The sequence below is a fragment of the uncultured Maribacter sp. genome (assembly GCF_963977385.1).
In the GTDB taxonomy this organism is placed as follows: domain Bacteria; phylum Bacteroidota; class Bacteroidia; order Flavobacteriales; family Flavobacteriaceae; genus Maribacter.
In genome coordinates, this window is record NZ_CAXBOU010000007.1 from 32,789 (window position 1) to 52,750 (window position 19,962).

At 31.2% G+C, this 19,962-nt stretch carries 16 protein-coding genes; 11 read left to right on the forward strand and 5 right to left on the reverse strand.

From position 1 onward, the window contains the following. Genes AAC084_RS09190 through AAC084_RS09205 form a run of 4 tightly spaced genes read left to right on the forward strand, consistent with a single transcriptional unit; the run spans nucleotide 1 to nucleotide 4,068 of the window. A complete protein-coding gene (locus AAC084_RS09190) occupies nucleotides 1-723 on the forward strand; it encodes a sugar phosphate nucleotidyltransferase (protein ID WP_339839819.1) in 723 nt (240 codons plus the stop codon). Then, nucleotides 720-1,670: a lysylphosphatidylglycerol synthase transmembrane domain-containing protein gene (locus AAC084_RS09195; RefSeq protein ID WP_339839821.1), complete on the forward strand. Its 951-nt coding sequence runs from the start codon at nucleotides 720-722 to the stop codon at nucleotides 1,668-1,670. Before AAC084_RS09190 ends, AAC084_RS09195 begins: the two co-directional genes overlap by 4 nt. Beyond that, nucleotides 1,670-2,698 carry a glycosyltransferase family 2 protein gene (locus AAC084_RS09200; RefSeq protein ID WP_339839823.1) on the forward strand — a complete coding sequence of 343 codons (1,029 nt, stop codon included), beginning with the start codon at nucleotides 1,670-1,672 and terminating at the stop codon, nucleotides 2,696-2,698. Before AAC084_RS09195 ends, AAC084_RS09200 begins: the two co-directional genes overlap by 1 nt. Continuing rightward, nucleotides 2,695-4,068, forward strand: coding sequence for a hypothetical protein (locus AAC084_RS09205; protein ID WP_339839825.1), 1,374 nt, complete (start codon nucleotides 2,695-2,697; stop codon nucleotides 4,066-4,068). Before AAC084_RS09200 ends, AAC084_RS09205 begins: the two co-directional genes overlap by 4 nt. Before the next feature lie 834 nt (nucleotides 4,069-4,902). On the opposite strand, the gene AAC084_RS09210 is transcribed toward AAC084_RS09205, so the two are convergent. Continuing rightward, nucleotides 4,903-6,024, reverse strand: coding sequence for a hypothetical protein (locus AAC084_RS09210; protein ID WP_339839826.1), 1,122 nt, complete (start codon nucleotides 6,022-6,024; stop codon nucleotides 4,903-4,905). Beyond that, the gene (locus AAC084_RS09215; protein WP_339839828.1) at nucleotides 5,999-6,517 is read right to left on the reverse strand and encodes a hypothetical protein; all 519 of its coding nucleotides are present in this window, start codon (nucleotides 6,515-6,517) and stop codon (nucleotides 5,999-6,001) included. The genes AAC084_RS09210 and AAC084_RS09215 overlap by 26 nt, the downstream gene beginning before the upstream one ends. Before the next feature lie 1,197 nt (nucleotides 6,518-7,714). Here AAC084_RS09215 and AAC084_RS09220 point away from each other — a divergent pair. The 5 genes from AAC084_RS09220 to AAC084_RS09240 all read left to right on the forward strand — a co-directional run bounded on the left by AAC084_RS09220 (nucleotide 7,715) and on the right by AAC084_RS09240 (nucleotide 12,532). Continuing rightward, on the forward strand, nucleotides 7,715-8,686 hold the full coding sequence (locus tag AAC084_RS09220; RefSeq protein ID WP_339839830.1) for an ATP-grasp domain-containing protein: 972 nt from the start codon (nucleotides 7,715-7,717) through the stop codon (nucleotides 8,684-8,686). 192 nt (nucleotides 8,687-8,878) lie between these two features. Further along, nucleotides 8,879-9,016, forward strand: a complete 138-nt coding sequence (locus tag AAC084_RS09225) for a hypothetical protein (protein ID WP_339839832.1) — start codon at nucleotides 8,879-8,881, stop codon at nucleotides 9,014-9,016. A 35-nt stretch (nucleotides 9,017-9,051) separates the two neighbouring features. Beyond that, nucleotides 9,052-9,654 carry a sugar transferase gene (locus AAC084_RS09230; RefSeq protein ID WP_339839834.1) on the forward strand — a complete coding sequence of 201 codons (603 nt, stop codon included), beginning with the start codon at nucleotides 9,052-9,054 and terminating at the stop codon, nucleotides 9,652-9,654. A 9-nt stretch (nucleotides 9,655-9,663) separates the two neighbouring features. Continuing rightward, on the forward strand, nucleotides 9,664-10,683 hold the full coding sequence (locus AAC084_RS09235; RefSeq protein ID WP_339839836.1) for a glycosyltransferase: 1,020 nt from the start codon (nucleotides 9,664-9,666) through the stop codon (nucleotides 10,681-10,683). Between the two features lie 424 nt (nucleotides 10,684-11,107). After that, nucleotides 11,108-12,532 (forward strand): NAD(P)/FAD-dependent oxidoreductase, encoded by a 1,425-nt coding sequence (locus AAC084_RS09240; protein WP_339839838.1) that lies wholly within the window; start codon nucleotides 11,108-11,110, stop codon nucleotides 12,530-12,532. 18 nt (nucleotides 12,533-12,550) lie between these two features. Here the strand turns inward: AAC084_RS09240 and AAC084_RS09245 are convergent, their stop codons facing one another. The 3 genes from AAC084_RS09245 to AAC084_RS09255 are packed head-to-tail and all read right to left on the reverse strand — an operon-like array spanning nucleotide 12,551 to nucleotide 15,443. After that, nucleotides 12,551-13,822 carry a hypothetical protein gene (locus AAC084_RS09245; protein ID WP_339839840.1) on the reverse strand — a complete coding sequence of 424 codons (1,272 nt, stop codon included), beginning with the start codon at nucleotides 13,820-13,822 and terminating at the stop codon, nucleotides 12,551-12,553. Between the two features lie 9 nt (nucleotides 13,823-13,831). Next, complete coding sequence (locus AAC084_RS09250; protein ID WP_339839842.1) at nucleotides 13,832-14,491, reverse strand: HAD family hydrolase; 660 nt, start codon at nucleotides 14,489-14,491, stop codon at nucleotides 13,832-13,834. Continuing rightward, nucleotides 14,475-15,443 (reverse strand): ATP-grasp domain-containing protein, encoded by a 969-nt coding sequence (locus AAC084_RS09255; RefSeq protein WP_339839844.1) that lies wholly within the window; start codon nucleotides 15,441-15,443, stop codon nucleotides 14,475-14,477. The genes AAC084_RS09250 and AAC084_RS09255 overlap by 17 nt, the downstream gene beginning before the upstream one ends. A gap of 335 nt (nucleotides 15,444-15,778) precedes the next feature. Here AAC084_RS09255 and AAC084_RS09260 point away from each other — a divergent pair, with 335 nt between their 5' ends. Together AAC084_RS09260 and AAC084_RS09265 are read left to right on the forward strand one after the other, a co-directional pair. Next, entirely contained in the window at nucleotides 15,779-19,186 is a 3,408-nt protein-coding gene (locus AAC084_RS09260) for a DUF5060 domain-containing protein (protein WP_339839846.1), read from the forward strand. Then, nucleotides 19,183-19,863, forward strand: coding sequence for a hypothetical protein (locus AAC084_RS09265; protein ID WP_339839848.1), 681 nt, complete (start codon nucleotides 19,183-19,185; stop codon nucleotides 19,861-19,863). Before AAC084_RS09260 ends, AAC084_RS09265 begins: the two co-directional genes overlap by 4 nt. The last annotated feature ends 99 nt before the right edge of the window (nucleotides 19,864-19,962 follow it).

Sequence of the window (19,962 nt, forward strand, 5' to 3'; positions counted from 1 at the left end):
GTGATCGAACAATTTAATTTCATTTATTGCCTAGCTGGTAAGGGTAAAAGATTTACTGCTCAAAATATTACATTGCCCAAGTATCTACTTAAATTGGAAAGTGGAGAAACTATTTTGGAAAGAAGCCTAACTGAATTTCATTTTTCAAATGAGGTCAATATCTTTATCGTCATAAATGAGGCGCATAAAGATTTTGTAGGTGAAATTGAAAAAGAACTTTCAAAATTCAATAATTTTCACCAGATAATCAGTACCCCAGATACAAAAGGCCAAGCAGAAACAGGTTTTATTGGTTGCAATATGATAACTAATGACTATCCTATTTTCTTTTTCAATGGCGATACAATTTTAAAAAGCCGGGATATCTCTTTAATGTCCAATGATTTAAAACAAAATTATACAGGAGCTATTGATGCCTTTATAGAGGATAAAGACCACTTTAGTTTTATTAAATTGACAGAAGAAGATTATGTAGTTGAAATTGCAGAGAAAAAAGTCATTTCTAAATTCGCGACAACAGGTCTTTATGGTTTTTCCAATAAAGAAATCTACATGAAATACTACCGTGAGTTACAGACCAAAAATGAAATGTACATTAGTGATATCTATAAATTGATGCTATCCCATAATGAACAAATTAAAGGATATGTACATAAAAATACTTTAGATACTATTATTTTAGGAACCCCCGAAGAATATTTTTCAAATAAAAATAAAGTATGATCAATATTCTTAAAAAAATAATATTCCTGATTATTGGTGTTATTTTCATAGTTCTTGTTTTTAATTTTTTAAAAATAGATGAACTAAAGTTTAGCGATATAATGTCTAATTATTTTAATTGGAAAATATTACTATGTATTGGGTGCTATATTATTTCCCATTGCATCCGTACCTTAAGACTCTATATTATTTCTGGAGATGTAAATGCAAGTTTGAAAGCCTTGTTTGTTGAACAGTTCAAAACCAACGGGGTTAATTTAATTATGCCTTTTAAACTGGGTGAAGCCTATAGATTTTTAAGATTTAAAAAGGTTTTTAATTCCGGATTTACCTCTTTAAATACTATTATTATTGAAAGATTTTTTGATTTTTTTATTTTGGCCAGTCTATTCTCCCTAGGGTTATTCCTTTATCCAAATGAAATATTAGAAATACAAAATACATTGGTAAGTATTATGCTGGTATTAGTATTAATACTAGTAGTATTGTTAGCCATGCAAGATGCAGTACTAATGCTACACAAAAGACTATTGTATAGATTCCAAAGTCGTTATAGTTTTAAACTTCTAAAATTTTCTTATGAATTTTTAAGAAACTCAAAGGAGGCCAAAAATATTTTAAGAACCAAATCGTTGTCAATTTTATCCTTTTCCATATTAATATGGAGTTTTGAACTTTTAAGTTTATTTCTATTTTTTAATGAATTGGACTATAGAATAGATTTAATAATTTTGTTGACCGTATTCATTGCCTTTTCCTCTTTATTGCCCAATGGACCGTTAGGATTTGGGGGCGTACAATTGTCCTTTTACAGTATATTTTTATTATTCAATAAGTTTGATGACTATTTGGTAGCATCAACAGCCTATACCATCTATATTTTTGGGTCAGGTATTATAATTTCCCTTATTATATTTATTAGAAACTCAGTCATAAAATCTAAATAATGAAGAAAAATAAATTAGTAATAGATTTGGATAATACTATTACCGTTGATAATAAAAATCTTGATTATCATGAAAAACCGGTAAATGATTTGGTAAGGCAAACTATTTCTGAATCAACCAAAAAGTTCGATATTACAATACTCACTGCTAGGAATATGAAATCCTTGAAAGGGGATCTCATCAAAATTCATGAAATCACGAAACCAATAGCGATAAAATGGTTGGAGAAAAATAAAATTAATTACGATGAAATATTATTTGGTAAGCCATATTGTGGTGAAGATGGCCATTATGTGGATGACAAGAATATTTCTATTGAAGAATTTATTTTTAAATTTTCAGGTCCATTCAAAGAATCTACCTTCGATATTATAGTGCCTTTTTATAATGAAGAAGGTAACATTCAGGAGATGTACAAAGATTTAAAGAAGCTTGAACGCATTTTTAATATTAATAAATTTCTTTTTGTCAACAATGGCTCAAAAGATGGCTCCGTTTTATTATTTGACGAATTAAAAAATCTGGAAAATAAAATTGAAATTATTGAAATTAAAGAAAACAAAGGTTATGGTAAGGGAATAAAAGAGGCGTTAAAAAAAAGTGATGCAGATTTTATACTATTAAACCATTCAGATAGACAGTTTGATGCGTACACTTATTTTCTCACCCATCTTGATAGTATTTATAAAATAAAACAACCCACTTCAATTTTTTCAATTCGAAAGAATAGACCTAAATCTGATGCCTTTTTTTCATTTTTTCTAAGGTTAATATTAAGTATTTGTTCCTTTAAAAAAGTCGAGGAATTCAACGGTCAACCGAAAATATTGGAAAAAAAATTAATCAATAATATTGACTCACTTCCAAATGATTTTACCTTAGATTACATGTTGTATAAAATAATAAAACCGACGTATTTTTTCCCTATAATAGAAAAACCAAGACATAGAGGGCAATCTAGTTGGAATAAAAATATCATAGGTAAACTAAAAGTATTTATAACCTATATAGCAACAAGTTTAAAATGACTCAGCTTTATTATTTAGATAATAATATTATCTCCGATAAAATAAAGGAATATTGCGTTAGCACTCAATTCTCACAGATCAGAATAGGAAATGAAACTATAAAAAAAAATATAGACGATGTATTAGGCTCAAAAAAAAATATTAAGGTTATCGATAACATAGATTTACTGACCGAAGATTCCGTGCCAGATGAAATATTGCTAATAAGCTCTAGTGTATTTTCAAAGAACCTTTCAAATCTTTTCAAATTTTTAGAATTTGCAGGGTATTCCATGATCAATACATTTTGGGGTCATAATAACTGTTTTGTATATAAAGGAGATAAAAACCGTCTTATTTCTTATTTAAAGGAAAATAGAAAAAAAGATATTTACTTTGTAAACTTCCCCGAATTTATAATTGACCTTACTTCCTTACCTGAGTTGAAATCACTTCTAAGTAACAATCATGATTCTAGGCACTTTAATGATCTAAAAAGTGTAGGTGACCTTTATGTTAAAAAATCAATGAATTTTAAAAAGCTGAAAACAGAATACGAATTTTTAGCTAATGTACCACTGCATTTAAAAAATTATTATGTGGAAGTTTTTGAATATAAACAATACTCAGACTTCTCTCAATACTCTATGGTATCCTATGATTATAAGGACGTTTCCTATTTATATTTATCAAAAAGTCTAACTGAGGATTCATTTAAAGCTTTAATGTCGCTTATTCATAAATATTTTAAGGAGTCTAAAAAGGTGACAACCTTTAACTATGAGAAAAATTCATTTGAAAGTCTCTTAGAAAAAAATAATGCACGTTTAAGAGAACTCGAAGGCATCCAATATTATGAAGAACTTAATTCTTTTATAAAAAATTTTAAAGGAATATCGATAACTGATCATTATCAAAGAATACAAGATGAACTAACTAAACGGAAAAGCATCTATTATGAAGAGGAGTATATTTTTTCTCATGGTGATCTTTGCTTTTCTAACATTTTGTTTTCCGAGCAAAATATGGACATTAAGCTGATAGATCCTAAGGGTTATGAAAATAAGGGCATGAGATCACCTTATTACGATATGGCCAAAATATCACATTCCATTTTTGGTAACTATGATTTAATAATCAATAATATGGCAGAAATCAATTTTAATGAGAATATGCATGCATTTCTCAATTTCACCAACCATGATTACATTAAAAATTATATCTATTCATTTGAAAACCTAGTTTTAAAAATGAAGATGAATATAAAGTTAATACGCCTTATTGAATCTTCCCTATTCCTTAGCATGATCCCACTTCATTATGAAAATAAAAGAAAAGCATTTATGTTATGCTTAAGGTCGATTGAACTTTATGAAGATTTTTTATCTTAAAAATTATGTTTTTAACCTGCCAAAAAAAATGTAGGACTTTATATACCTTTCCAATTAGATATTTATATCCAATTATGATTGCACAAAAAAGATTTCCCTACTCTATTTTTTAGATAAAATTATTCAATCGTATTCTATCACGTTATGCATAATTTTTCTTCTATTATTATTTTAACCAATATCTACAATGACTAAAAGTATAATTTCAAAGGAAATTATACAAAACTAAAGAAGGAAAATAGTCAACAGACTTTATCTACATGTTGCCTTCCCTAAAATTAGGACAACCTAAATTTTGAATTTATTTTCTTAAAATTTAAATGTCCCATGAAACAAGGTGAATTTAGCTAATGTAGGATTACCAAAATTTATAATGAAATAGAAAAGGAATGTGCTATCCTTAAATTAGCTCGGGAACTTAGAATAAAACAGATTATCATTTATTAATGGTACAGGAGAAAGGGTGTAACCAGTTTTTACACCTAGGAGGCCGATTCAAAATGTATATATGGAACGCTAAAAGATAATTTAGCTTTAGTACATAAGATGATATCTATATTGATTCAAAGACATACCATCATATAGATATATGGTCCGAAAAATGAGGACTGGGTCATATTAATTATCTTCAGTATTCAGCATTTAGGAACATGCCTTTTACGAGTACAAAAACCGTTTTGAAAAAGAATTATTTTCCGAAACTGACATTTATGACAAAAAATAGAACTGTATTAAAAAGGGGCAAGATTTCAAAAATAAATTAGTTCTCAATTACCCAGTGCTGTTAATTAAATGAAAATCATATACAATCAATATGCTATTGATTTCATAGAACTATCTCAGTTTGGAGTCTTCTGGTAAAACATATAAATTATTAAACAAGGAATACAAACCGATAGCTATAGTTACTAACCACATGCCCACACTAATATAGGAATCCACCATAAATTTATGCGAAAAATATCCTACTTCGTAAGTATAATCCCAATAGTAAATTTCATCTGCTATCTGATATAAGACTAAAATTGACACCAAACCTATCAACAGGTATTTTGCATTTTCACCTTTTGGGAGATATCTTCTAAAATTAGATAAGAAAGGTGCAATAATAAAGAGTCCATAACCAGTTATATTCAAAGCAAACTCAATATTTAACAACATCATATTACCTAAATGGAAGAAACATAAAATTATAAGGTAAATTCTCCAAGCCCTCCTACTCCAAAGTAAAAAAACAAAACTTAAAAGCTCTATAGTTGGGGCAATATGATCCAAAATTTCGAAAACAATGTAAGGTGTATTAAAGACACTATCAGCAAGCAGCAATTGTCTATCATAAGTATAATAGCCTTTAAAGAACCAATCTAGAAAACCAATATGGTTAATGTCAAAATCTACCCATCGTATAAATTTAGGCAAACCCGCGGTAAAAAAGCCAAAAGCGATGTAAATACACAAAAGGCTTAGTGCCCATTGTTGAGTTTTAGATTTTATCAACTTATCCTTAATTAATGCCGTTTTTGTTCCGGCATTGGTAAATGCCAAGGTCAACAAAACAATTAAAAATAAATGGACTTCATGGTCTATTTTGCCAAAACTAAATTCAAAACTAAAGCCTATAAAATTTACAATGAATAAAAGGAAAAATGACAATCTTGCTTTTATACCCAATGTTACCATTGCAAATAAAATTATATTAGATAAGTCTAATAAAAAATAAAGGTTCTTATCCCAAAAACCGTCAAACAAACCAGTGGCTGTAAACATATGGGGACTAAAAAAGGCTTGTGGGGCATCACCAAACCATAACCAATCTGGCAGATAATGGGACAACATAAAGATGCCCATAAAAACTCTAAAATAAGCAATGGATTGGGTATCTAGTTTACTGCTATTTTCAATTCTTTTGAAAATATTTCCAATAAAACTATCAATATAATTCAAAGTACCTTTCATCTATAACCTTATTAGATATTAATTCTCTAGTTTCCTTATCGATTTTTAACTTCTTAAATTTTACTAAAAAAACCGAATCATAACAATTTTGTTCCCGCAGTCCGTTTCTTATCCACTCTTTAGTCTGCTCAACATCTTCAGGTGTGGCATATTTAGTATAAATATTATTTAATTCAAGGTTGTTTTTGTCATATGCTATAGCTCCCAAACTTTCAGGTTTTATAAAGTAAATCATATGATGGATGTAAATTTTCTTTAGAAAAGATCGTTTGTTCAATTCCTCAAATTCATTGGTAACCTTATTCCTACCATAAATATCCATACTTGCTACTTCTATTTCAGCACCAATGTATTTTTTGTTTGCACCACCAGGAAATATAGCAGCTGGGAACATTTCATAATCACCACCCATTGTTTTGACAACTATAAACGGCACCAATAGAAATACTGATATAACCAAAAAGGCACTTATGTTTCTATATTTTTTTATCATCTCAAAAATTCTCTTTAAAATCTAAATTAACATCATCTAAGACGCTAGCTATTTGAATAAATTTTATAAAAATATCTAATAATTAGTTACCTAACCGCATAAAATATTTAAAAATAGAACAAAAAGGAAAAAATCCATGGCTGAGAGTGAAATTATATTATTTTTATTTTAGGCTATTCAAAACTTAATATATTTCGACAAAATAGAAAATTTTATACTTTAAGTACATGAAAGAAGGTTCTTATCGATTAATTACAGTTATAATCAAACAATTTCATTGCTTGTATTATTGTAAGCTACCTTTACAATTAAATTAAAACGGGCATAGCCTTTTCCGTATCATCTAGTTCACTTTAACGAAATAGCGAAAAATATTTTAATGATTTACTACTGTTTTTTTTTATAATTAATCTCTAAGGCAAGTCCGCGCCAAATTATTATTTTTTTAGCCAATCTCAATTGACCATCTTTTTATCAAACTTCATACTCCATTACTTTTCCTTAGTTCTTCACATACTGCACTATGGTATTTTCATTGTCACGGCGTTTTAACATATTACTATAAAATCTACTACCCATTAATGGCCCTTGCAACACTTACCATTATTAATATAGGTTAAAGGTATTTTATTGCGTTTTAAATTTTATCGGGCCGTATGTCGGAAGAGAATTAATAGAAAAATGTACATGATTCTTGTCGGTTTCTAGTTTTTAAAAACTGAATTTCATGTTTTTTTTATAAAATCCAAACATATTTGGTCTAATAGCCTTAATTACTTTTATACTTGATACCAATCGACAATATTTGGCAAACATACTTAACGGTAAAGTACCAACGAAACGTTGTGGCTCTTTAAAAACGGGTACTTAATCTCACGCTTAGAATAACTATTTTTCTTCATGTGAAATTATGCTTTGATGTATTTATCCTCCTAGAATAAAACTAGAAAGCTTTGTTTTCTTCTTCTATAGACACTTTATAAAATACAACCTTAGGATTTTCTATTTCACAAAAGTATTTATTGTATAGAGCAGCATAAACGAATATCTTAAAGTACAGATGAACGATGGAAAATTCTAAAAACTTTATTTATTACGTATTGATTAGTATCTTACAACAATATAATATTAACCCGATTTAAGGTATTGAAAAATTATTTTTTATACTTCATATATTTTTTACCTTTATAAGTATATATGATGAATATTTTGATAACATCAGCAGGAAGACGGGTATCGTTGGTTAGGGCTTTTCAAAATGAGTTGAAAAAAAAATATCCTGAATCTAAGGTTATCGCTTCTGATTCAGAACCAGAATTATCTGCGGCATGTCATGTTGCGGATTCTTTTTTCAAAGTACCTAGGTTAGATAATCCAGATTATATCGATAAACTTATAGAAAAATGTTTAGAATTTAAAGTTGGCTTATTAATTCCAACAATCGACACCGAACTTTTACTGCTTACCACTAATAAAAACCGCTTAGAACGTAACGGAATTATAGCTGTAATTTCTTCTGAAAATTTTATAACAAAATGTAGGAATAAAAGAGTTATTCATGAATTTTTCAAATCTAGGGATATTAACGTCGCTTATGAATATTCAAAAGAGGATTACCAACTACCTCTATTTATAAAACCTGAAGATGGTAGTAGGAGTATTGATACATATATCATTTTAAATAATAAAGAGTTAACTGAATATCATTTTACAAATGACAAATTAATGTTCTTGGAATATTTAAATCATAATGAATATGATGAATATACATGCGACCTCTATTATGATCAAAACCATTATTTGAAATGCGTAGTCCCCAGAAAGAGGATTGAGGTTAGAGACGGTGAGGTTTACAAAGCGCTTACTATTAAAAATGAATTGGTAAGTTATATTAAAGCAAGGTTAGACTTTATTGAAGATGCCGTTGGTTGTTTAACTGCGCAATTTTTTATGCATAAAACAACCTCTAAAATTTATGGTATAGAAATTAACCCAAGGTTTGGAGGCGGGTATCCCCTATCTTATTTAGCTGGTGCCAACTTTCAAAAATGGTTGATTGAGGAATATTATACTAATGAAAAAATAGAAAATAATTTTGATTGTTGGGAAGCTAATTTATTGATGTTACGTTATGATGACGAAATTTTGGTTCATGGATATAAAGGTTAATTCTAATAGTGCAATAGGATTTGATATTGATGACACCTTAAAAAATGAAATAGCCATGAACGTTGATTGACCAAATTGATTGGAAATCAATTCTAAGATATTCTCCTTATATAGAAATAAAAAAGATGTTTTTGATGTGTTGTTTACCTAGACCCCACTTCGCCAAAAGATTTTTCAGACAAAGTTGTCTTTTTGAAAAAGAACCCTGATACTTTAAAACAAATGGGAGTTGTCTCTAGAAAATTAGCCGAAACAAAATATGATAAATCTATCCTTTGTAGAGAATTTTCATCCGTTGTCGATTATGTACAGAAAACAATAGAAAAATAAATACCTTTGAAATCGTTTAAATAAAACCCTCAACTATGTACACTTACATTAAACAAATACTAGATATTTTTGTAGCTTTTACAGTATTACTTTTTATTTCTCCTATATTTATTTTAATCACAATTCTGCTTTTTATTGCAAATAATGGGTATCCTTATTATTTTCAAAAAAGACCTGGCAAGAACGAGAGCGTTTTTACCATCTGTAAGTTTAAATCAATGAACGATAAAAAGGACGCAAGTGGTAAGTTATTACCAGATGCAGAACGTATCACCAAAGTAGGTGCCTTTGTTAGAAAAACATCCTTAGACGAGCTTCCTCAACTATTAAATGTTGTTAAAGGAGATATGAGCTTTGTAGGACCACGACCCTTAATGGTGTCTTATTTAGAATTATATAATAAAAAACAAAAAAGAAGGCATTCAGTTCCTCCAGGAATTACAGGTTGGGCTCAAGTAAATGGTAGAAATGCTATTTCCTGGGAGCAAAAATTTGAGTATGATGTTTGGTATGTAAATAACCAAAGTTTTATACTAGACTTCAAAATTTTACTGCTTACTGTTAAAAAAGTTTTTAAGACCGAGGGTATCTCAGCTGCTGACAACGCTACCATGCCTAGATTTGAAGGGAGTATATAATATTTAATTATGAGGCTAAGTGTAATAATACCGGCATATAATGCTGAACAACACCTAATGGACTGTCTTATAAGTCTAACCAAACAAAAAATAGCTGTTGAAGATTTTGAAATTATTGTTGTGGATGATGGGTCTACCGATACTACCGCTAAAATTGTAACTAATTTTGCCAAATATCACAAAAATATTCGTCTAGAGTCTCAAAAAAATATGGGAAATGGTGCTGCTAGAAACACCGGTGTGCAGATTTCTAAAGGCTATTATATTTATTTTTTAGATGCAGATGATTACCTTGCAGAAGACACCCTTAAAAATGTTATTGAGGTTGCAGAAAAAAATGACTTAGATATTATTGGATTCAACACAAAAAAAGTTAGCAATTCTAACCATACGGCTTCCAAGAATCGAAACAGTAATACTACTGATTTAAAAGTTACTACGGGAATAGAATTTTTAGCACAACATAATTATGAAGCAGAAGTGTGGTGGTACATAACAAAAAAATCATTCTACCTAAACACAGGCACTACCTTTTACGACCGTAAGTTTGTTCAAGACTCTTACCTAACCCCTACCCTTTTCAGCAAGGCTACTAAAGTTATATTTATGGATTATGATGTACACCGGTATCGTATGTCCTTAAATTCCATTACTAGAAAAAAATCTATTGCACATTTAAACCAACATTTTAACGACCTTTCCTATTCAGTTAAAAAACTATATGAATTGCGTATGCAACTCCTAGAAAATGGAGTCTCTAATACGAACTGCATAAAAAGACTCCATGTGAAACAACAGCGTTATGTCTTTATTATTATAACCAGGTTTATAAAATCGCCACTTCCTTTACCACAGTTGAAAAATATGCTCAATGGTTTTATAGGGCTAGAAGCCTATCCATTGTCTACGTTTATGTCATTAAAGGATTATAGAAGTATACCCTATCATATATTAACTTGTATCTATAACAGAACATGGTTACTTTATCCGCTTACAAGAATATATAGAACCATAAAGATGATAAACTAGGTTTTAAGGACTTATTTCAGTTCTATCCGATTAAGAACAAAAAACCGCTGCGCTAAAAGACAATAACCAAAAGTTTTAATAATAACTAATTGGGCGTCATTGTTTTAAATGAATTATTTATGTGGCTTAATTATATTCCTAAAAATTTAAAAAAGCACAAGCAATTCTATAAATTTAACATGGATTATTTATGACCATGGGATATAATGAAATTTAAAATATAGTTTCCAGGACCATAGTGGACTTATGTAAACTATAAATTTACAACTTCACTTTTCTCTGGCCCAGGACTCAATAAAGATACTGTAGTCTTTCCTGGTCCATTTAAAGTCGAGATTGTTGAATTTAAATATACTTTTATACTATGAGATTGTTTATACTGTTTTAAATAAATATGTATGGTATTGAACCTAAACTTTTATTTATGGATAAAAAATATGATGTAGTTATAATCGGTTCTGGCCCTAATGGGTTAAGTGCTGGAATATGCTTAGCTGAAAAAGGATTAAAAGTAGCTATTATTGAAGCTGCAGAAACCATTGGTGGTGGCATGCGAACAGCCGAACTGACATTACCTGGTTTTAAACATGATATTTGCTCTGCGGTTCATCCAATGGCATATATGTCTCCCTATCTAAAAACTTTACCATTAGAAAAATATGGTTTGGATTGGATTATTCCGGAAGCATCCGTTGCACACCCTTTAGATAATGAAGACGCTGTTATTTTATCAAAATCAATTAAACAGACAGCAGCTAATTTGGGCTTGGATGGAAAACGATATAGTGAGTTAATAACTCCATTCGTTGAAAGAGCAGAAGATTTGATTGCTGACAGCTTAAAACCTTTAGGAATTCCAAGCAACCCTCTTTTAATGGCTAAATTTGGATTAAAAGCTGTGCAGCCATCAACACTATTTGCAAATAGTAGATTTAAGACCGAAAGAGCTAAAGCTTTATTTGCAGGGTGTGCAGCTCATAGTATTTTACCTTTAGATAAATTATTTACTTCTGCCATAGGGTTGATGTTTCTTATTACAGGTCATGTAGAAAACTGGGCTATTCCAAAAGGAGGATCCCAATCACTTGCTAATTCTTTAGGAGACTATTTTAAAGTATTGGGTGGAGAATTGATTTTAAACACGCATATTACAAATATGAATCAATTGCCTGAAGCAAGCAAGTATATGTTTGACACCGATCCTTTACAGCTTGCCAAAATTGCTCAAGATAAACTACCAAGTTTGTATAAAAAAAGATTAAACAATTACAAATTTGGTCCAGGTGTATTTAAAATAGATTTTGCCCTTGATGAAGCTATTCCTTGGAAAGATTCTAACTGCCTAAAAGCATCTACTGTTCATTTAGGTGGTACACTAAACGAAATAGCTAAAAGTGAGAAAGATGCTTGGCAAGGAAAACATAGTGACAAACCCTTTGTTCTTATTGCTCAACAAAGTCAGTTTGATGATACAAGAGCACCAAAAGGAAAACATACTGGTTGGGCTTATTGTCATGTACCTAATGGCTCAAAAATGGATATGACAACTAAAATTGAAAACCAAATTGAGAGGTTTGCACCTGGTTTTAAAGATATTATTCTAGCTAAAAACACCATGGCAAGCAAAGATTTCTACAGTTATAATACTAATTATTTTGGTGGTGCAGTTACTGGAGGTGTAGCAGATATCTCTCAGTTATTTACTAGACCCGTTACACGAATAGATCCTTACAGCACACCAAATTCTAATATATTTATTTGTTCAGCTTCATCACCTCCAGGCGGAGGTGTTCACGGCATGTGTGGCTATAACGCGGCCCAAAGTGTCCTAAAATCGTTAAAACTATAAAACACATTAAGTTTTATCCTACTCAATGAGATTGTCAAAACTTAAAACAGGGCTTAATATATTAACTCTATTATTTTTTTCATCATCTAGCAGCCATCCTGTTAAATCTTGAATATTTTTACAAGCTTCTTCTGTATTATTAATATTGATAATTGAAGAAAAATATCCTAAGTTGAATATGGCTTTACTCTTTTTACTATTACTGGCCAACTTTTGAAAAGAAACCTCATTAGTATCAGTACCATAAACAAATATTAATTTATAACCATAAACACTATATTCAGGATAAAATTGAGCATTAGATATAATGGTCTGCTTGCTTTTCAAAACTGGAATTACTTCGTTTGGACTATCTGCATTTCTCAATACAATAATAGGTGTTTTTGAGATAAACTTATCTAATACTTCTAAAAGAGAATTTTTAAGAGTTTCGTTTTCAAGTAGAAAATAGAAATTTTGATACTTGTGTAAGTATCTACTGTTAAAAAGTAGTGTATTTACACAATTTTCTTTCTCACGATTAATGTCATATCTAGAATCTGGATGCCATAGATGATACATTACACAATCTCGCATACTATAGAACTCTAATCCAGAATCCAATAAACGACAGACAAATTGTTGCTTATCCTTTACTCTGCCTAAAAAACTTTCATCAGCAAATAAATAACTATCTCTATACATAATACCCCACGGTTCCGGCAGTATGGTACCGTTTCGTATGCTTCTCATTACTGGAGTGATATCTTGTAACTCCTCCTCTTGCGGATACGTTAGCCAACGATCATGAAATTTAAATAAAGTTGCAGTTTTCTTGAAGTCATTTTTAAGTATAACTTCATGAGTTTCTTGAGTTTCCTTTTGAACTAATTCCTCAGGTTTATAATCACTTAAATAAGGAGGTATTAATTCCTCAAATAAAGGTAAAGGACACAAAACCTTTTCCGGAGATAACTCTTCCAAGTAATTTTTCTCAAAATTAGTCCAAAAATCATGTTGGAAAATAAAATCTACATCCAAATAAAAAATATAATCTCTTGTAGATTTCTCAAAAGCAATATTCCTAAACCTATTGGTAGGGTAAATTGTTTTTGGATCATAATGTTCAAAATAAACCTTTATGTTTTTTGGCTTGTTTTCAAGAGAATATTCTTTGTCTTTAATGTCTTTAAACCCAATTATCAATGTAATAATTAAATCATTAGGCATTGTTTTTGCCATCAAATAAGCCCTATTCAGCCTATTAACGTCGCAATGTGTTAGTATTTCAATATCTCTTAACTGAGGCATTTTTATTTTCTATTTTACGATTTGTATACAATCTATTTTAGCAACTAATTGTTTAGGAATGTTTTTTTTAGATTGATAATCAAAACAATTATTATGAATATTTAGTCCGTTATCTATAATCCCTATAGAATTCCAATATCTTTGATTAGGTATTATAAAATCTTTTTTGAAATTATCGGCAATGTAGGTATAAGTACAATTAGGAAATTTATCTTCAATTGTCTTGTAGTTATTTATATTAGGTTTTTCAGTTCCTATTTCCTCTGAAATAATAATAGTGTCAAAAAGGTCTATAATACCCAATGCTTTTAATTTATTTCGTTGTGTTAATGACCTACCGTCTGTAATAATACATATAGAGCCATTTGCTTTTTTAATTGCAATTAGCAATGAAAAAACACCTTTAAAAGGTTCGATATTTGGTATATGATTACGATAAATATTCAGTAATATATCTATAGAAATGGGATAATTACTGGTCAGAAATTCAAAAACATTTTCACTTTTCCTGTATAAGGATAACATTTTAGCATACAAGAACTCCCATTTTTCATCAACTATATGTTTAGCTATTTCTTTGTAAGCAGATTTTAAAAAATCTATTTCATTATACAATGTGTCATCCAAATCAAAACAGATAACAGTTTTTGCATCAACCTTCATATCCATGCACCAAGATTTCATCGTCATAACGTAACATTAATAATTTATCTTCCCAACAATCAAACTTATCCTCAATTATTTCTCCCTTAAAATACTCTTGCAATATCCATTTTGGAAAATTAGCACCTGCGGCATAGGAAAGGGGGTAACCACCTCCAAATCTTGGGTTTATTTCAATTCCATATACCTGATCACGAGTTTTATGAACAAAAAACTGAGCTGTTAGACAACCTATAGCTCCTTCAATTTTTGGTAATTTTTCCTTTATATAATCAACAAGATGATTTTTAACAGTAATTCCTTTATTTACTTCTCCATCCCTAACCTCAATACGTTTTCTAGGAACTACGCACGTTAATATGCTTTCTAAATTATAATATAGGTCACAAGTATATTCATCAAACTCATTGTGATCTATATATTCTAAAAACATAAGTTTATCATTTTGAAAATGATAATCCGTTAAATCCGATTCTTTTTTAATAATAAAAGTATCTACACTTCTGCTACCATCTAAAGGTTTTATAAATAAAGGTAATTTGAAATTTTCTTTAGAATACTCTTTAGCTATGTCTACTCGGTTAGATTTAAAAAAATCGTGAATAAGTCTTTTGTCTCTACATTTATTAATGAAACTTTCTTTTGATGTTAATAATGTAATGCCATTCTTTAAGAAATCAGATTTTTGTTGGGCCATGGGTAACAGCTCCGTGTCTATTGTTGGAATTACTAATGAGATATTATTTTTTAAGCAAATATCTAAAAGGGTCTTAAAATAGTCAGGATTATCTAAACGAGGTACTTTAAAATAGCCATCAGCAACATGACAACCTGAAGAGATATCTGGATCAGAATCAACAGCAAAAACCTTTCTTTTGGGATCTAACTTTTTTAATTCCTTTTGAAAGGACCTTACCAAAGAAACCCTTCTACCTGCTGAACTTATTAAAACATTCATTTTTTTCTACTTAAAGATATGATAACGAAAATTAATTCTAATTATTGGCAACAAGATGCAAAATCAATCAACTAATTAGAATATACAATACTACTTTATAAAAAGTACTTTACAGAGGTATTAAGAGGTATTCTTTTCAATACTATGTTTTGTTTTATAAATATCAATGTATCAATTAATAAAAATAACCAAAAAGTCATTATATGAATACGTATTGTATCGTAAAGAATTTGGTCAAAAAGTCAGGTAACAATAGTCTATTTATCAAATAATAACGTAGCTAACTAGAAGTTCAAAAAGTTAACTATGTAAACCCAGAACTGAAAAACCAATTCATGACCTATCTGAATCTTAAAACATATTTCTTCTGTATATTTATCACACTACCGTTTCTATTAGTCTCACAATACCAAGACATTGATGGTTTAATAATAATCGAGGCCGAAAATTTAAATCTAAAGGATAATTGGGTCATCGAAAACACCAAAACCGGCTTTACTGGAAACGGTTATATTGTTTGGAACGGTGAAAATTACTTCAATTCCCCAGGAAATTCGATCATCTCTACAACACTAACCATAAAAACCCCTGGCACTTATCGTGTACAATGGCGTAACGGTATTACCTTTGGCTCTGGCACAACTGATTTCAATGATAGCTGGTTACGGTTTCCCGACGCCAGTGATTACTACGCGACCAAAACAGATGACAGCACCGTTTATCCCTCTGGCAGTGGGAAAACCCCGAACCCGGAAGGTGCTGGTGGCGCTGATTTTTTCAAAATCTATACGAATACATTGGAGTGGAATTTTAATACGTCAACTTCGGACAATGACCCACATGACATTTATGTGACTTTTGATACCACCGGAACATACACGCTTGAAATAAGTCCACGCTCAAAAGGGCATGCTATCGATAGAATTATGCTGTACCAGCCCCAAGTTACGGACCCCTTAAATTTAGGAAATATTGAAACGGTTTTAGCCGAAGAAAGTAGCGGTGAAACCACTACTGGGGCAACGGTAAGTGGTGAACTTAAACAATATCACAAAGTAACATTGACGTATGACTCGGAACAAATATTTCAGGAAACGGCCACAACATACGAAAATCATAGAATGGATGTTACGTTCACGGCACCCAGTGGAAAGACCTTCAAAATTCCGGGGTATTTTGCGGCTGATGGTAATGCCCATAATACCAGTGCCACCAGCGGAACAAAATGGCGGGTAAACTTTTTACCTACGGAAACAGGGGTTTACTCCTACTCAACCTCTTTTCAAAAAGGAGATGTCACTGCCGCTAACCCAAGCATAATCGGAGATAGTGCAGAATTCGATGGGGATTCCGGGAGTTTTACCATAGCCAATACCGATAAAACAGGAGTTGATTTTAGGGCGAAGGGTAAAATTGGGTATAACGAAAAACGATATGCCCAATTTTCCAATGGTGAGCATTATCTGGAATTTGGGGCAGACTCCCCAGAAACGTTTTTAGAGTACACCGATTTTGATAATACGGCCAATGGAAAAACATTTTCGGCACATGCTGCGGATTATAAGGTAGGTAATCCCTCATGGCAAGAAGGAAAAGGTACTGAAATAATAGGAGCAATGAATTACCTGGCCTCAGAACAAATGAACGTTCAGTATTTTGTGGCAATGAGTATTACTGGAGATGGTGGTGATACATTTCCGTTTACCACCACTACCGATTATACGACCTATGATGTATCGAAACTAGCGCAATGGGAAATTGTCTTTGACCATATGACCACTATTGGCATTACCGCAGAAATGGTTTTTCTAGAGACCGAAAATTTAAATTGGTTTGAAGATAATGAAGGAATTGTAACCGATAGCTTTGCCGACTCAAGAAAAATCTATTATCGGGAGATGATCGCAAGGTTCGGTCATTTAAATGGAATAATCTATACTATAGGCGAAGAGGCTAATTGGGCAAGTGGTGATGATCAGTATTCAGCAGCGCAAATATTGGAAGCGGCAAACTTTATAGATACACTTACCCCCTACAAAGATTTAATATCGGTACATAACGGCCCCAGTAACGATGATTCCATTTTTAGCAGTTTATTAGGTGGGCAAAACCTGAACACTATTTCTTTTCAAGGAAATTGGGACGATGAACTACATGGTCATGACGCGATCCTGAACTGGATCAACGAATCAAACGCTACAGTAAATCAATGGATAGTACGTTATACAGAACCTTTTAGCCCATCGGCAGATCCTGATATTGATAAATGGACAGCAGATTCCCTTTGGGCGGCACTCACTGCCGGTAGTGCCGGAGTTCATTATTATGCAGGTGGCGGGGAAGACCTATCCGCCTCCAACTATCGGGATTTTGATTCCTACTACAACAGAATGCGCTTTGCCTATACTTTTTTTAAGGATAATAACATTCCTTTTTGGGAAATGACCAATAATGACGGCCTACTCTCACAGGGATATTTATTGTCTAAGGACCAGAAATATTACGTTGGGTTTTTAAAAAATGGGGGCAATACCACGATATCCCTGTCAGGTGCTACACCATATCGTATAAAATGGTATGATCCTAGAAATGGTGGTGACCTGGTCAATGGAACCCTAACAACGCTAAATAGTGGTGCTACGGTAGCTATTGGTTTGCCCCCGAATAACACGAATAAAAGTTGGGTTTTTCTAATTACCCTAGATACTTCCCAAACCGAAACCAGTGATACGGATACCGATAATGATGGTGTCACCAATACTGATGACCAATGTCCCGATACACCGCTTGGAGAGAGCGTAGATACTAATGGGTGCTCTAGCTCTCAATTAGATGATGATAATGACGGCGTACCAAATAACATTGACCATTGTCCAAACTCTCTTAATGGTGTTATTGTAGGTTCAACAGGTTGTATAGTGACAACGTTTCAAGATGACGACAATGATGGTGTTGCTAATTCAGTAGATGATTGCCCTAATACTCCGCTAGGCGAATCTGTTAATGATAATGGTTGTTCGATTAATTCATTTCCATCAAATCAATTTAAAATCACCTCTGTTGGCACTTCATGTATTGGCTCTAACAATGGATCTATTTTAATAGAATCAATCACCAATGAAGATTTCTCAGCAACGATAACAAGACCTAATAACACTATTACATTACCATTTACAGAAACTTTAGCAATAGATGATTTAGATTTAGGAGAATACAACCTTTGTATTTCATCAATAGACTTTCCTAATTATCAAACCTGTTCTAAAATAATAATTACAGAACCTTTACCATTAAGTGTACAATTAGACTTCAACTCATTGACCAATAGCGTTACCTTAAAAATGAATGGAGCTAAAGAATATATTATAGAAATTAATGGTAAAAGTATGCTAGCTAGAAATCAACTCATAAGCATTCCATTATATGATGAAGTAAATAATGTTAGTGTAAGTACAAATCAATTGTGTCAAGGAAAATTTAAAGAAACTGTTAATATAGAGAACTCATTTTTGATCTATCCAAACCCAGTTAATGAGAGTCTTACAATAGATTTAAAATCATTGACTTCTGATACCGTTGAAATAGCTATTTTTACGGAAGCAGGACTTTTGATACATTCTGAAACTTATTTAGTTAAACATTCTAAAATTGAATTAAATACAAATGCTTTTAGCTCAGGTATTTATTTTTTAAGAGTGAAGAATGATAAAGTAAATAAATCCTTCAAATTTATAAAGCATTGAAAAAAGTTGGATTTTTAATTTTCGTAATAATAGCAATCCAATCGTGCGGTGTAGATTTGGATGTTTTAGAATACGCAAGAAAGACTATAAATTTATCGCTTGTTTTTCCTGAGAACGATTCTGATTGTACAGAAGGTATTATAGTATCTGATACAGAAAGTGAACTAATTTTTGAATGGATAGATGAAAATAATAATGACCCATATATTTTACATCTAACCAATATTTCTATCTCTCAGACAGAATTATATGAAAGTGAGACTACCGAGGTAGCCATTATTCTTGAACGAGGCGCTACTTATTCATGGTACGTTACAGGAAAAATTAATAGTAGTAGTGAAATTTGGAGCTTCTATAATGAAGGCCCTGGCCTTGAATCAACTATTCCGTTTCCTGCAACAGCTATATCTCCTGTTTCTGGAGCATCAATTTCCCAAACTAGTATTACCGTTAATTTAATCTGGAAATCAGAAGATTTAGATAACGATATCGTTTCTCATGATCTATATTTTGGTGAAGCCAAAGACCCTGAATTATTCGGCACTGACATTATTGAAACTAGATTTGATGATATTCCTGTTGAGGCAGGTAAAACCTATTATTGGAAAATAGTTACTAAGGATAGTGTAGGTAATGAATCAACCTCTACTATATTCTTCTTTAGCGTTGGCTTATAAAAATAATATAGCCTAAGGTTTAGTTATCTGCTTCACTTCGTTAAAGACCAATTTATTAGTTGTTTATTCATATAAAAATAAAAGCCCGATAGAATTTCG

Coding starts and splice junctions, on each gene's coding strand:
- AAC084_RS09195 (WP_339839821.1), top strand. CDS start 720: ATGATCAATATTCTTAAAAAAATAATATTCCTGATTATTGGTGTTATT.
- AAC084_RS09200 (WP_339839823.1), top strand. CDS start 1,670: ATGAAGAAAAATAAATTAGTAATAGATTTGGATAATACTATTACCGTT.
- AAC084_RS09205 (WP_339839825.1), top strand. CDS start 2,695: ATGACTCAGCTTTATTATTTAGATAATAATATTATCTCCGATAAAATA.
- AAC084_RS09210 (WP_339839826.1), bottom strand. CDS start 6,024: ATGAAAGGTACTTTGAATTATATTGATAGTTTTATTGGAAATATTTTC.
- AAC084_RS09215 (WP_339839828.1), bottom strand. CDS start 6,517: ATGATAAAAAAATATAGAAACATAAGTGCCTTTTTGGTTATATCAGTA.
- AAC084_RS09220 (WP_339839830.1), top strand. CDS start 7,715: ATGATGAATATTTTGATAACATCAGCAGGAAGACGGGTATCGTTGGTT.
- AAC084_RS09230 (WP_339839834.1), top strand. CDS start 9,052: ATGTACACTTACATTAAACAAATACTAGATATTTTTGTAGCTTTTACA.
- AAC084_RS09235 (WP_339839836.1), top strand. CDS start 9,664: ATGAGGCTAAGTGTAATAATACCGGCATATAATGCTGAACAACACCTA.
- AAC084_RS09240 (WP_339839838.1), top strand. CDS start 11,108: ATGGATAAAAAATATGATGTAGTTATAATCGGTTCTGGCCCTAATGGG.
- AAC084_RS09245 (WP_339839840.1), bottom strand. CDS start 13,822: ATGCCTCAGTTAAGAGATATTGAAATACTAACACATTGCGACGTTAAT.
- AAC084_RS09250 (WP_339839842.1), bottom strand. CDS start 14,491: ATGGATATGAAGGTTGATGCAAAAACTGTTATCTGTTTTGATTTGGAT.
- AAC084_RS09255 (WP_339839844.1), bottom strand. CDS start 15,443: ATGAATGTTTTAATAAGTTCAGCAGGTAGAAGGGTTTCTTTGGTAAGG.
- AAC084_RS09260 (WP_339839846.1), top strand. CDS start 15,779: ATGACCTATCTGAATCTTAAAACATATTTCTTCTGTATATTTATCACA.